Origin of the sequence: Jiangella sp. DSM 45060 (genome assembly GCF_900105175.1) — a bacterium.
GTDB lineage: Bacteria > Actinomycetota > Actinomycetes > Jiangellales > Jiangellaceae > Jiangella.
Window position 1 is genome coordinate 3,436,530 of sequence record NZ_LT629771.1, and the last position, 14,619, is coordinate 3,451,148.

General features: G+C 70.3%; 9 protein-coding genes. 5 read left to right on the forward strand and 4 right to left on the reverse strand.

What is annotated here, in order from left to right:
* Positions 1 to 84: 84 nt before the first annotated feature.
* From BLU82_RS34195 to BLU82_RS15455, 4 genes are read right to left on the reverse strand one after another with little or no spacing between them, the layout of a single operon-like run.
* Positions 85 to 474 carry a RidA family protein gene (locus BLU82_RS34195; protein ID WP_157741010.1) on the reverse strand — a complete coding sequence of 130 codons (390 nt, stop codon included), beginning with the start codon at positions 472 to 474 and terminating at the stop codon, positions 85 to 87.
* On the reverse strand, positions 471 to 1,562 hold the full coding sequence (locus BLU82_RS15445) for a Gfo/Idh/MocA family protein (RefSeq protein WP_092622005.1): 1,092 nt from the start codon (positions 1,560 to 1,562) through the stop codon (positions 471 to 473). The genes BLU82_RS34195 and BLU82_RS15445 overlap by 4 nt, the downstream gene beginning before the upstream one ends.
* On the reverse strand, positions 1,555 to 2,583 hold the full coding sequence (locus tag BLU82_RS15450) for a Gfo/Idh/MocA family protein (RefSeq protein ID WP_197682970.1): 1,029 nt from the start codon (positions 2,581 to 2,583) through the stop codon (positions 1,555 to 1,557). The genes BLU82_RS15445 and BLU82_RS15450 overlap by 8 nt, the downstream gene beginning before the upstream one ends.
* Positions 2,580 to 3,359, reverse strand: a complete 780-nt coding sequence (locus BLU82_RS15455) for an SDR family NAD(P)-dependent oxidoreductase (RefSeq protein ID WP_197682971.1) — start codon at positions 3,357 to 3,359, stop codon at positions 2,580 to 2,582. Before BLU82_RS15455 ends, BLU82_RS15450 begins: the two co-directional genes overlap by 4 nt.
* Before the next feature lie 101 nt (positions 3,360 to 3,460).
* Here BLU82_RS15455 and BLU82_RS15460 point away from each other — a divergent pair, with 101 nt between their 5' ends.
* From BLU82_RS15460 to BLU82_RS15480, 5 genes are all read left to right on the forward strand, one after another.
* Positions 3,461 to 4,453 (forward strand): Gfo/Idh/MocA family protein, encoded by a 993-nt coding sequence (locus BLU82_RS15460; RefSeq protein ID WP_172885624.1) that lies wholly within the window; start codon positions 3,461 to 3,463, stop codon positions 4,451 to 4,453.
* Positions 4,454 to 5,018: 565 nt separating this feature from the next.
* On the forward strand, positions 5,019 to 7,565 hold the full coding sequence (locus tag BLU82_RS15465; protein ID WP_092622009.1) for an exo-alpha-sialidase: 2,547 nt from the start codon (positions 5,019 to 5,021) through the stop codon (positions 7,563 to 7,565).
* A gap of 217 nt (positions 7,566 to 7,782) precedes the next feature.
* Positions 7,783 to 10,395 carry an exo-alpha-sialidase gene (locus BLU82_RS15470; protein ID WP_092622011.1) on the forward strand — a complete coding sequence of 871 codons (2,613 nt, stop codon included), beginning with the start codon at positions 7,783 to 7,785 and terminating at the stop codon, positions 10,393 to 10,395.
* Between the two features lie 236 nt (positions 10,396 to 10,631).
* Positions 10,632 to 11,501, forward strand: a complete 870-nt coding sequence (locus BLU82_RS15475; RefSeq protein WP_157741012.1) for a DUF5050 domain-containing protein — start codon at positions 10,632 to 10,634, stop codon at positions 11,499 to 11,501.
* Between the two features lie 245 nt (positions 11,502 to 11,746).
* Positions 11,747 to 14,590, forward strand: coding sequence for an exo-alpha-sialidase (locus tag BLU82_RS15480; RefSeq protein WP_172885625.1), 2,844 nt, complete (start codon positions 11,747 to 11,749; stop codon positions 14,588 to 14,590).
* Positions 14,591 to 14,619: the final 29 nt, after the last annotated feature.

The following is a 14,619-nucleotide window of genomic DNA, read 5'->3' on the forward strand; positions in this document are numbered from 1 at the left end:
TTCCACCAATCAGAACGCGCTGTTTCAGTAGTCTGTCGACCCGGGCTCTGGTGTCAAGAGTTCCGGGCGCACGAAATTGGACCGTTACGTTTCGCTTACTGGAACCTCGTCGTCACCGACGTACGCGACGCACTCCAGCTCGACCTGGAGGAAGTCGAATCCCATCGACGACGTCGTCCGCGCCGGCCGCGGGTGCTTGAACGTCTCGCGGTACAGCTCGTTGTAGCGGGGCAGGCTCGCCTCGTCGCGGACGAAGGCCGCGATCTTCACGATCTGGTCCTCCCTCCCGCCGGCCTGCGCCAGCACGCGGCGCAGATTCTCCACGCTGCGCATGAACTCCTCCTCGAAGGTGCCCGGGATGAACGCACCGGTCTCCGGATCGGTCGACGCCTGGCCGGAGATGAACAGCCAGCCGCCCGCCCGTACCGCCGGCGAGTACGACGCGTCGGGATCCGGCGCGAAATGCTCAATCAAGGTGGTCCATCCTCTCTCGTGGGTGGCGAGACGTTCGCCACCGGACTCGGTGCCCTCCCGGTGTCCACCCGGGCCGGCGCGCCGCTGGCCAGCGAGCGGTAGACGGCGTCGATGGTCGCCACCGCGATCGCCGCGTCGGCGCAGTCGTAGCCGAGCCGGCGCCCGGTGAGGATGCCGGCCAGCAGGTCGTCCAGGACCGCCACGACGGGCGGCCGGTCGATCGGGATCGGCTCGGCGCCGGAGCCGGAGTACAGCCGCACGGCCGGCTCGCCGACGTCGACCTCGGCGTGGCCGTGCGAGCCGATCACCCGCAGGGTGTACGTGCCCGGCCCCGGACCCGGCGCCACGGGCACCCGGCCCACCACGATCGACGCGGCCAGGCCGTGGGTGAACCGCGCCGAGACGACGGCGACGTCCTCCACGCCGTGCGACCGGTGCGTGTCCCAGAACAGCGACCCGGCCTCGGCGAACACCTCGACCGGCTCACAGCCGGTGACGGCGCGGATGTCGTCGACGGGGTAGCCGAGGACGTTCATCACCTCGCCGCCGCCGGACAACCGCGGGTCGGTCAGCAGTTCGGGCCGCTCGACCGAGGCGGAGAAGTGCGTCCCGCTGGACAGGAACTCGGCGTCGACGCTGCGCGGCAACCCGAGCCGGCCATCGTCGACCCAGGCGCGCAGCCGGCGCACGGGCGGCGCCAGCGCGCGGGTCACCACGGCGCAGTGGCGTCCGGCCGCGCGGGCCGCCTCGACCACGCGCCGGGCCGCGGCGACGTCGGTGGCCAGCGGTTTGTCAACGAGGACGTGCAGGCCGAGCCCGAGCATCCGTTCGGCCAGGACGGCGTGCCGCGTGGGTTCGGAGCAGATCACCGCGACGTCGGCGTGATCCGCCCCGACGTCCTCCAGCCGCCACAGCGGCACCGACGTCGCGGTGGCGAGGGCCCGGGCGTCGGCCAGCGCGTCCGCACCGGCGTCGTCGCTCTCCGCGACGCCGGCGAGGGCGTAGCCGGGATGGGAGGCCAGCAGCTCGGCGTAGCCGGCGGCGTGCCGGACCGCGCTCACCAGCACGGTCCGCAGCGGTTCAGGCATCGAGGTCGCCTCCCCCGGGCTCGACGTCGACCGGCCACCCGGTCTCCAGCGACCGCTGGGCCGCGATCGCCGCCGCCAACGCCCACCGGGAGTGCCGCAGGGCGACGATCGGCTCGGCGTGCCCGGCGACGACGGCGGCCGCGTGCTCGGCCTGGCGCTGGACGGCGTCCCCGACCGAGGCGAGCGGAACCGGCGGCCCGCCACCCGACGGCGCGGCGTCGTCGGCGGTGTGGTGGGCCAGCGTGCCCTCGGTGCCGCAGAGCACCATCCGGCGCAGCACGTCGCCGGGCTCGCGCAGCCCGTAGGAGACCTCGATCATGGCCAGGCCGCCGCCGGCGAAGCGGACGGTCAGGTGGAAGCTGTCCGGCGTCGGCAGGTCGGGAGCGTGGGTGCACCAGCCGCGGGTGAAGACCCGCTCCGGCCGGGTCCCGAGCAGCCAGATCGCCAGGTCCAGCGGGTGCATGCCGTTGTGGACGAGGTGCCCGCCGGACTGCCGCGGGTCCAGCTGCCAGCTGCGCCACGCGCCCGGCCAGACGTGCCCGACGTACCAGTTCAGGTGCAGCAGCCGCGGGTCGCCGACGCGCCCGGACCGGCTGGCCGCCTCCAGCGTCGCGACGACCGGCTGGAACCGGACCGTCTGCCCGACCATCAGCCGGACGCCGGCCGACCGGGCGGCCCGCACCATGGCGTCGAAGTCGGCGACGTCGCGGGCCGGCGGCTTCTCCACGACGACGTGCTTGCCCGCAGCGACGGCGGCCAGCGTGCGGCCGGGATGGTCCTCGGTCCGCCCGCACACGTACACGCCGTGGGTGTCCGGGTCGGCCAGGACGTCGTCCAGCACGGTGGCGGCGCGGGCGCCGGGCGCCAGCGCAGCGACCTCGGCCGCGCGGGCCGGGTCGGAGCCGAGCACGTGGGTGACGCGTACCCCCGGCACACGGCCGAGCGCGGCGACGTGCGCGCGGGCGATGCCGCCCGACCCGAGCACCGCGATCCCGGCCGGCCCCGGGTCCGGCCCGGTCACCGGGCCGTCCAACCGCCGTCGACCGGCAGCGTCACCCCGGTGACGTAGGCCGACGCGTCGGACGCCAGGAACACCAGCGCGCCGGTGACGTCGTCCTCGGCGGCCATCCGGCCCAGCGGGACACGGGCGGAGTAGGCGTCGACGAAGGCCTGGCCCTGCCCGCTGTACAGCCCGCCCGGGCACAGGCAGTTGACCCGCACCCCGGACCGGCCGAGCGCCGAGGCGAGGTACCGGGTCAGGCCGACCATGCCGGCCTTGTCGTAGGCGTAGAACAGCGGCGAGGTGATCTCGGTGCCCTCGTACATCGGGAAGTCCGGGCCCACCAGTCCGTAGATGGAGCCGATGTTGACGATGGACCCGGAGCGCCGGGCGGCCATCGTCTCGGCGACCGCCTGAGTCAGCAGGAACAGCCCGCGCGAGTTGACCGCGGAGGTCGCGTCCCAGTCCGCCGCCGTCGTGCCGGCCAGATCGCCGCCGGCGCGGTGCACGGCGTTGTTGACCAGCACGTCGATCCGGCCGTGCACGTCGACGACGCGGCGGTGGAACGCCTCGACGGAGGCGGGGTCGGCGAGGTCCAGGGGCAGGCCGCTGGCCGACCAGCCGCGGTCGCGCAGGTCACCGGCCGTCTTCTCGGCGGTCTCGGCCTGCCGCGACGTCACGACCACGTGCGCGCCGGCCTCGGCCAGCGCGGCGGCGAAGGGCTGCCCGTAGAGTCCGGACCCACCGGTCACCACGGCGACCCTGCCCGTCAGCCGGAACCGCTCCAGCACGCTCATCCGCCGTCCACCTCTCGTTGACGTGGCAATGGCGGGATGGTAGCAGTGAGTTCCAACAGTCAGTATGGATGGTTTCATTCGCTGGAACTTGGAGGCGGCAGATGCCGGTGGCACGGGTGGCGGTCAGCGGGCTTGGATCCATCGGACGGCAGCACGTCGACGTTCTCCTGGCACGCCCCGGCGTCCGGGTCGTCGCCTTCGACCCCGACCCTGAGCTGCGCGAACGCGCGAACGACCGGGGCGTCGAGCGCACCGTCGACGACTTCGGCGCGCTGCTCGACCTGCGCCCGGACGCGCTGGTCATCGCCGCGCCGGACCGCTTCCACCTCCCCCAGCTCGAGACGGCCACCGGCCGCGGCATCCCCACCCTGGTGGAGAAGCCACTGGCGCCGCGCGCGGCCGAGGCCGCCGCCGCGGCGGAGCGCATCCGCGCGACCGGGACACCGGTGCTCGTCGGCTACGTCCTGCGGCACCGGCCGGTCGTGCGGGCGGTGCGGGCGGCGCTGGACGACGGCCTGGTCGGCACGCCGACGTCGTTCCAGGTCATGCTCGGCGCCTACACGACGATCACCGCCGCGGTCTCGCGGTTCGCGACCCCGGAGCCGGACCGCCTGTACCGCGACTACTCGCACGAGTGGGACTACCTGCGCTGGTTCTTCGGCCCGGTCGCACGCTGTCTCGCCGTCGCCCGCACCGTGACCGGCGTGCCGCACGTCGAGGAGCCGAACGTCGTCGACGGCCTGCTGGTCCACGCCGCCGGCGTGACGGGAGCGTTCCACCTCGACTACGTCGAACCGCGGGGCACCCGGACGATCCACGTCCTGGGCACCGGCGGATCGCTGCTGGCCGACGTGGGCCGCGGCACCCTGACGCTGCGCCGCGCCGGCGACGACTTCGACCGGCGGCAGAGCTTCACCGAACCGCCCGCCGCCGCGCTGGGCCGCCAGCTCGACCACCTGCTCGAGGTGGCCGCCGGCACCGCCACACCCGTCGTCGGACTGGACGACGGCGTGGCCGCGCTCGCCGTGTCCGACGCCCTCCGTCGGTCGGCGGCGACCGGCGACTGGACCACCGTGGAGCCGGACCGGAGCTGACGGCGCGGGAGCAGCGCGGCGGCTGCCGCCGATCCCCACATCCCGACGATGGCGCCGACGCGCTTCGACCACTTTCGGCGGCGTCCACAGACAGTCCCACACGCATGGTCGACCGTCTCGCGACAGGACCCACGGGTCCAACCGGAGCCTTGACAATCCTCGTGGTTCCGTCCATGCTCACCCACAGTGAAACACCTAGTTCCACTGTATGGAACTCAGCTCAGTCGGGTGAGAACGGCCTACAAGCGTCTGACACCTTGACGGCCTCTGGCCCCCATCGGCACATCGCGTTCACGCAGTGCGGCGGCGCTACGCACGCCCTACCGGATTGACGAACGCGACAAGCACTGGCGAACACAGGCGATCTTGTTCCAGTCCATGAACCCGGGCGACGCGCGGAGGTCTGATGTTTCTGTCTCGGATGCGATGGTGGAGAAGTGGTCGGCGCATCGCCGGCGGCGGTGTCGCACTCGCCGCATCGGCGGCCCTGACACTCACAGCGCTGGCAGGACTACCGAGCGCCGCAGCACAAGACGACCCCACCGACGAAGAACGCCTCACCACCATGGTCGGCTGGCTCGGCGCCGACACCGACCCCGCCACCGGCCCACTCGCCCAGATCGGCGGCACCGGCGGCTTCGCCCTCGACCGCGACCGCCGCAGCGTCGGCGCCTTCCTCGCCACACCCGCCCGGATCAACCGCCTGGAACTGACCGCATCCGGCAGCACCAGCACCCGACTGGCCGAACAGGACTACACCCTGTGGACCAGCGACGACAACATCACCTACCAACAACTCACCGGATGGTCCTTCCAGGCGTCAACAACCGACGGCCACCCCGTCCACACCTTCACCAACCTCGACACCACCACCCGCTACATCAAAATCAACACCCGATACACCGACACCGCACACACCTTCGTCATGACCAACCGCGCCGCCGACCTCGCCGTCTACGGCACCCCCGACGACCCCTCCCAACCCGACGAAGGCCTCACCGTCACCGACAGAGGCGTCGCCTACGCGGACCCCGCGGGGGCGGCGTACCGGCCGGCGATCACCCGCGCGCCCAACGGCGACATCCTGGCCACCTTCAACACGACCAGCGATGTCAATCCGGGCGGGACGATCAACCTCATCCGGTCCACGGACGACGGCAGGACATGGGGTCCGGCGGTCGTCCTCAAGGAGGCGTCGGAGTGGGAGAACGGTTCGATCTACTCCAGCCGCGGTATGACCACGCTCTCAGACGGCACGATCCTGTTGCCGTTCAACGAGGGCGTGAACCACTCGCCGTTCAACAACCGTGAGAGCAAGTTGTTCGTGGCCCGTTCCACGGACTCCGGGCACACGTGGGAAGGGCTCGACACGCCGATCGAGATGCCGGTGGAGACCCGTGAGCATTGGGCGTGCTGCTCCCGCATCCTGGAGCTGGACGATGGTTCGCTCCTGCTGCCTCTCTGGGGGACCAAGGACCTCGTTCCCGACTGGGAAGCCGACCCGCAGCGATGGCGCGCCGCACTGGTCAAGTCGTACGACGGCGGCCGCACCTGGACCGACTACTCCACCATCGCCTACGACCCCAACAACCCGGCGCGCGCCAACGGCGCATGGCCCGACGGATTCAACGAACCGAGCATCGCGCAGCTGCCCGACGGGCGATTGGTCGCGATGTTGCGCTACGAGTCGATCACCCCGGACCTCAGCTCGCCCGACCGGTTCCGGGTGTACGTCTCGCATTCCTCGGATCGTGGAGCGACCTGGTCACCGGTCAAGGTGACGTCACTGCTGGGCGCCACCCCGTCGGTGGCCATCGCGCCGTGCACGAATGAGCTCGGTGGTGAAGGGACCAAGCTCGTCTTCGGCTATCGGGACCGGTCCACGATTCCCGGCACGTCGACGCTGCTCAATGCTCCGGCGGTGAGCGTGTCCTTCGACGAGGGACTCACGTGGACCGGGCACATGCTGCTCCAGCCGCCCGACGGCGGCGCACCGGAGAGCTCGTTGGGCAGCGAGATGGACTTCCTCCCGCTCGACGGCTCGCGGCTGTTGACGCTGTTCCAGTACCGGTCCGCCGACGGTGGCGCGTACAAGCTGGGCTACAACGTGCTCCAGGACGCGACCGGCGGCGAGTGTCGAACCCAGCTCGAGCAGGCGCGCGAGACGGCCGAGAAGAACCTGACGCTCTTCGTCGAGCGCGGCGACCGCGACGACTGGCCGATGCGCCTCGCGGTCGGGCAGCTGACGTTCCCCCCATCGACGCTGGTCGGCGAGGTCGTGTCGGCGGCGGCGGATGCGGTGTCCTGCTCGTCGAGGGACGGAGCGTACGTCGTCGACGAGGAGGGCCGGCGACTGGACGCGACCACCTCGTTGACCGATGCGGGAGTGGGCCACGGCGACGTCCTGACGGTGTACTCGGATGATCAGGCGAACTCGCACCTCACCGCGGGCCACGCCGAGCAGGACGGGTTTCCGCAGACGCGGCATGTGTACGCATGGAGCGACACCTGTGACTACCGGCTCCCGCTGGACTCCGCATCGCGCAGCCTCGGCCTGCACGTCGAGATACCCGACGGCCAAGCCATCAGATCGGTGAGCCTGCGCGACACCGACGACACCTCACGCCTCACCAGCGACAACTACACCCTGTGGGCCAGCCAGGACAACGACGACTACCACCAGATCACCGACTGGTCCCTGACCACCGACGTCATCGACGGCCGACTGGTACACACCTTCACCGGACTGTCCGTGTCCGAGCCCTACCTGAAGATCCACCAATCCCACGCCACCGGCACCGAGACCTTCGTCATCGACAGCATGCGCGACGACGTCGACGTCAGCTTCGACGCCTGCCCCGACGGACACTCCACGGAAACCACCATCGCCTTCGGCGCCGCCGACTCCGGCGTCCCCAACTACGACCAAGGCGACGGCTGCACCTTCCTCGACCAACTCTGGGCCCAAGCACCATTCGCCGACCACGCCACCTTCGTCCGCGCCGTGCGCGACCTCACCGTGACCTGGCGAACCGACGACCTCCTCACCCGCTACGAGACCGCCCAGGTACTCGCAGCAGCCGCCCGATCCGGCACACCCCCACAGCATTAGCCCACCCCGAAGCACCGATGTCCTGGTCCGGTCCCGCCCCGAACCCCATGGAGGTTTGATGTTTCTGTCTCGGATGCGATGGTGGAGAAGTGGTCGGCGCATCGCCGGCGGCGGTGTCGCACTCGCCGCATCGGCGGCCCTGACACTCACAGCGCTGGCAGGACTACCGAGCGCCGCAGCACAAGACGACCCCACCGACGAAGAACGCCTCACCACCATGGTCGGCTGGCTCGGCGCCGACACCGACCCCGCCACCGGCCCACTCGCCCAGATCGGCGGCACCGGCGGCTTCGCCCTCGACCGCGACCGCCGCAGCGTCGGCGCCTTCCTCGCCACACCCGCCCGGATCAACCGCCTGGAACTGACCGCATCCGGCAGCACCAGCACCCGACTGGCCGAACAGGACTACACCCTGTGGACCAGCGACGACAACATCACCTACCAACAACTCACCGGATGGTCCTTCCAGGCGTCAACAACCGACGGCCACCCCGTCCACACCTTCACCAACCTCGACACCACCACCCGCTACATCAAAATCAACACCCGATACACCGACACCGCACACACCTTCGTCATGACCAACCGCGCCGCCGACCTCGCCGTCTACGGCACCCCCGACGACCCCTCCCAACCCGACGAAGGCCTCACCGTCACCGACAGAGGCGTCGTCTACGACGCGAGTGATTCGGGCACCGACACCGCGTTCTCGCCGGCGATCACCCGTGCGCCCAACGGCGACATCCTGGTCGCTTTCAAGACCACTGGCGACGTGCAGCCAGACGGTGTGATCAAGCTGGTCCGCTCGACCGACGGCGGGCAGACCTGGAGCCCGCCGGAAACGCTGGTGGAGCCGCAGATCTTCGACGGCGGCGCCATGTACGTCAGCGGTGGCAACCTCGTCACGCTGCGCGACGGCACGATCCTGCTCGTCTTCAACGAGGGCGTGAACTATTCGCCTTACAACAACCGAGACAGCAAGATGTTCGTGGCGAGGTCGACCGACAACGGCCACACCTGGGTCGGCCTCGACGAGCCGGTCCAGCTTCCCGCCGAGATCCAGCGCGAGCACTGGGCCTGCTGTTCACGCGTCAGCGAGCTCGACGACGGCACGCTCATGATGAGCCTGTGGGGGACCCTGGAACTGGCCGACGACTGGGAGCTCGACCCGCAGCGGTGGCGCGCCGCACTGGTCAAGTCGTACGACGGCGGCCGCACCTGGACCGACTACTCCACCATCGCCTACGACCCGCACATCCCTGCCGGCAACAGGGGCAACGGGTCCCGCGGTGGCGGTGTCAACGAGTCCAGTGTGGTTCAGCTGCGCGACGGACGGCTCATGGCCGTCATTCGATACGAGGGCCCGGTCGCGCTGCGCCCCGGAGCAGACCCGTTCTGGCTCTACGTGTCGTACTCCGAGGACGTGGGGCGGACCTGGTCGGAGCCGGTCGTCAGCGAGATCCGCGGCCAGGCCATCCTCATGGGCGAGGCGCCTTGCAGCGCGTCGTTGCCCGAGGACCAGACCAAGGTGATGCTGGGCCACCGCATCATGAGCTCGGCGGGACGCAGTCCTACGCCGGACGAGCCCTATGCCGACCTCGCCGGCGTCAGCGTCTCGTTCGACGGCGGCGCCACCTGGCCCAACCGCGTCGTGCTTCAGCATCCCGCGGGCCTCGCACCGGGCGAGTACCGAGCCGCCCAGACCGATTTCCTCCAGCTCGACGGCAACCGCGTGCTCACCGTGTTCCAGTACCAGGACCAGAAGGTCGGGCCCTACAGCCTGGCGTTCAACGTGCTGCAGGACGGAACCGGCGACGAGTGTGTGCAGGAATGGCAGAACGCCCAGGAGGACAGCCAGTCCACGCTCAGCCTGCACGTCCAGCGGATCGGCCTCGCCGACTGGCCCTACCCGCTCGCCCGCATCCACGTTCGCCTCGACCCGTCGACGCCCGTGGACACACTGCTCGAGCAGGCGGCCGGCCTCATGACCTGCCGGCAGGAGCAGGCCCGGCTGACGGTCCGCCGCAACGGGGAGGACCAGCCGATCGCCTCCGGCCAGACGTTGGAACAGGCCGGGCTGCGGACCGGCGACGTGATCACCGTGAACGGCACCGAGCAGGCCGACGGTCCACTGGTCACCGGCCATGTCGAGTACGACCTGTTTCCGCAGACGCGGCATGTGTACGCATGGAGCGACACCTGTGACTACCGGCTCCCGCTGGACTCCGCATCGCGCAGCCTCGGCCTGCACGTCGAGATACCCGACGGCCAAGCCATCAGATCGGTGAGCCTGCGCGACACCGACGACACCTCACGCCTCACCAGCGACAACTACACCCTGTGGGCCAGCCAGGACAACGACGACTACCACCAGATCACCGACTGGTCCCTGACCACCGACGTCATCGACGGCCGACTGGTACACACCTTCACCGGACTGTCCGTGTCCGAGCCCTACCTGAAGATCCACCAATCCCACGCCACCGGCACCGAGACCTTCGTCATCGACAGCATGCGCGACGACGTCGACGTCAGCTTCGACGCCTGCCCCGACGGACACTCCACGGAAACCACCATCGCCTTCGGCGCCGCCGACTCCGGCGTCCCCAACTACGACCGAGGCGACGGCTGCACCTTCCTCGACCAACTCTGGGCCCAAGCACCATTCGCCGACCACGCCACCTTCGTCCGCGCCGTGCGCGACCTCACCGTGACCTGGCGAACCGACGACCTCCTCACCCGCTACGAGGCCGCCCAGGTACTCGCAGCGGCCGCCCAGTCCGACATCACACACGCCCCCTCAGCACAGCAGGAAGCCGTACCGCGGTAGCGCATCGAGGGCGACGCGAACCACCGGCGGGTGCCGCCGATCCTTCGGCGGCACCCGCCGGATCAACGCCCCACACGCAGGGCGGACGCCACCGCAAGTTGCAGCAGACACCCCTCGAGGGAAGGAGACACCACATGGCTACTCCTGCACACCCGCATGGTCTCGCCGCTCGTGCTCCGGCTCTGAGCCGAACACGCCGCGCGGCGTCGATCGGCATCGTCGGGGCGACGCTGGCGTTGGCGCTGGCCCCGGCGCCGCCGGTCCGGGCGGGCACGTTTCCCGGCGTCAACGGCCCGATCGCGTTCCAGACGGACCGCGACGGCGACTACGAGATCTACGTCATGAACCCGGACGGCACCGGCCAGACCAACCTGACCAACGATGCGGCCATCGACGCATGGCCGAGTTGGTCACCCGACGGCAGCAAGATCGCGTTCTACACCTTGCGCGATGGCGACTACGAGATCTACGTCATGAACTCCGATGGCAGCGGGCCGGCCAATCTCACCAACACCCCAGGAGCGAACGACGGCTATCCGAGCTGGTCGGCGGACGGCAGCAAGATCGCATTCGGCTCCAACCGGGACGGCAATTTCGAGATCTACACGATGAACGCCGACGGTTCCGGGCAACTCCGGCTGACCGACAACGCAGCGATCGACGCCTACCCCAGCTGGTCGTCCGACGGCAGCAAGATCGCCTTCGTGTCGGTGCGCGACGGCAACTACGAGATCTACGCCATGAATCCCGACGGTTCCGGCCAGACGAACCTGACCAACAGCGCGGCGATCGAGACCATACCGAACTGGTCTCCTGACGGCAGCAAGATCGCTTTCGTCACCAACCGCGACGGCAACAACGAGGTCTACGTCATGAACGCTGACGGCACCGGGCAGGTCAACCTCACGAACCACGCGTCGAGCGACTCGTGGCCGAGCTGGTCTCCCGACGGCACCCAGATCGCGTTCCGCTCCATGCGCGACGGCAACGGTGAGGCCTACGTCGTCGACAGCGACGGCACCGGGCTGACGCGACTGACCACCAACCCAGGCGATGACCTGAGCCTGGCCTGGGGACCGCAGGACGTCAGCCGCTCTCGGCAATGACGATGTGCGCGTCGGTGGGGCGTGCGGGCGACCGGCGGCCAGACCGCCGCCTGGCGCCGGATCCCCACGGATCTTGACAACTCGGCACGCCGCATCCCATTCTCGTCCCCACACGTGAAACCTCCTGTTCCAGTGACTGAAACATGGCTGTCCGACAGAGAGGGAACCAGATGATCTCGCCCGTTCGGCGCGTTGTCGCCGCAGGGACGGCAGCGGCCCTTCTCTGGGGTGCCGCCGCCGTCGCCATGTCCGTCGCGGCGGCGGAGCCCGCCGTCCAGGTCGCCGACGAAGCAGAACGCCTCGATTCCGGGGGCGGCCTGCTCAACGCCGACTCCGACCCGGCGACCGGCAGAGTCCCCGCCTTCGGCGGCAGCGGATCGGTGGCGCTGGACTACCAGCGCCGCAGCGTCGCCGCCGACACCGCGGCTCAGCACCGGATCGAGGGCGCGGAACTCGTCCTGAGCGCCTCAGGCAGCGCCCCGATCCGGCTGTCGGCGGCTGACTACACGCTGTGGATCAGCGACGACAACATCACCTACCAGCCGGTCCTCGGATGGTCCTTCGAGTCCCGATCCGAGGACGGCCGGACCATCCACGCCTTCGACGGCTTCGAGGCGACCGGGCGATACCTCAAGATCAACACGCGCTACCAGGACACGGCGTTCACGGCGGTGCTCCGGAACCTCAGCGCGGACGTTCGCGTCTTCGGCCTGTCCGAGCCGCCGCCCGAGGTGGTGAACGACACCGGCTTGGAGGTCGTGGACCGCGGCGTGGCCTACGCCGACGACAGCGAGTCCGCGTTCCGGCCGGCGGCGGTGCGCGCCCCCAACGGCGACATCCTCGCCGTCTTCAACACCACCGGAGACGTTCAGGCCGGCGGGCTGATCCGGCTGATCCGGTCCACGGACGACGGGAGGACGTGGGGCGATCCCGTCACGCTGAAGGCGCCGAGCCTCTTCGAGAACGGGTCCGTGTGGTCGAGCCGCGGAATGACCACTCTGAGCGACGGGACGATCCTGCTGCCCTTCAACGAGGGCGTGAACTACTCGCCGTACAACAACCGGGACAGCGTGCTGTACGTGGCCAGGTCGACCGACTCGGGGCAGACCTGGGACGGGCTTGACGAGCCTGTCGAGCTCCCAGCACAGACCAGGGAGCACTGGGCCTGCTGCTCGCGCGTCCTGGAGCTCGACGACGGCTCGCTGCTCATGTCGATGTGGGGAACCGAGCGTCTCGTCGAGGACTGGCAGACCGACCCCATGCGCTGGCGGGCGGCCGTCATGCGCTCGCACGACGGCGGTCGCACCTGGACCGACTACTCGACCATCGCCTACGACCCGCACACGCCACCCGGCCCCCTCGGCAACGGCTCTCGCGGGGGCGGTGTCAACGAGGTGGCGATGACGCAGCTGCCGGACGGGCGCCTGATGGCCGTGATCCGGTACGACCTGACGGGGGTACAGTCGCCGAACCCCTTCTGGATGTACCTGTCGTACTCCGAGGACCTCGGACGCACCTGGTCCGACCCCGTCGCCACCCCCGTCATGGCGACGACGCCGTCGCTGGCGGCCGCGCCGTGCACCGCCGAGCTCCCGCCGGGCGAGACCAAGCTCATGTTCGGCTACCGCACGCACAGCGAGAACGGCCGGAACCCCACACCGCTCGAGCCGCATCCGGACCTGGCCGCCGTGAGCGTCACCTTCGACGCCGGGGCGACCTGGCGGCACCGCCTGCTGCTGGAGTCGCCCACCGGCGAGTCGTTCCAGGACTTCCGATCGGCCGAGCCGGAGTTCGTGCGACTCGACGACGGCAGCATCCTCACGCTGTTCCAGTACCAGCCCGGCAAGACCGGCACGTACCGGATCGGGTACAACGTCGTCGAGGATCTGACCGGCGACGAGTGCGCCGCGGAGTGGGAGGCCGCGCAGGCGGCCGCCGGCGACGCCGTGAGCGTCCACGTGCAGCGCGGCAACGCGGGCGAGTGGCCCTACCCGTTCGCCCGCCATCAGCTGACGGTCGACCCGGCCACCACGATCGAGGAGCTGGCGGCCGCGGCCGCGCCGACGGTGACCTGCGCCGCCGGAGGCGCCCGGCTGTCGCACGACGGCCGGGTGCTCCCCGCACGCGCCACGGTGGACGACCTCGGCCTGCACGACGGCGATGTCCTGACCGTCTCCGGGCCGCCCGGCCGGCGACCGGCCGACGGCGTCCGCGTCGGGCACGTGGAGTTCGACCAGGCCCCGCAGACGCGGCCCGTCTACGGCTGGACCGGTGACTGCGACTACGGTCTGGCCTGGGACATCCGGGCACAGAGCCTGGGGCTGGACTTCGGGCCCTGGCCGGGACGACAGGTGCGGGCCGTGAGCGTGCGCGACACCGACGGCGACACCGCGCGAACGGCCGCGTCGTACAGCATCTGGGCCAGCGACGACAACGACACCTTCCGGGAGGTCACCGGCTGGTCCTTCGAGGAGAGCACCGACGCACAGGGCCGGGTGGTCCATCGGTTCGGCGACCTCGCCGTCACCGAGCGCTACCTCAAGATCCAGCAGGACTCGGCCACGATCCCGGAAACCGGCGCGACGTTCACGATCGACAGCATGATCGACGACGTCGACGTCGAATTCGCCGGCCGTGCCTGCGACACCACGGTCAGCGGCCCGGCGTTCGGACCGCTGACGGCGGGAGCCGGCGTCACCTGCCTGGACGGAGCGACTCTCTACGGCTCGATGACCGTGCGGAACGGCGCCGTCCTGCTCGTGCGGGACTCCACGGTGGCCGGGCCGCTGCTGTCCGAGGGCGCGGCAGCGGTCGCCGTCTGCGACGCCCGGATCGCCGGCCCTGTGACCATCACCGGGACCACCGGCACCGTGCTGATCGGCGCGGGCGGTGACCCGGACGGCACCGACTGCGGTGGCAACGCCGTGACCGGCCCGGTGCAGCTCGCCGGGAACACAGGAGGCGTCTGGATCGGCGGCAACGTCGTCCGCGGCTCCCTCGACTGCACGGAGAACGACCCCGCGCCGCGGAACACCGGCACCCGCAACGTGGTCACCGCCCCGGTGCCGGGCCAGTGCGCCGGCCTGTGACAGCTCGGCCGATCATCCGTCGCCCACCT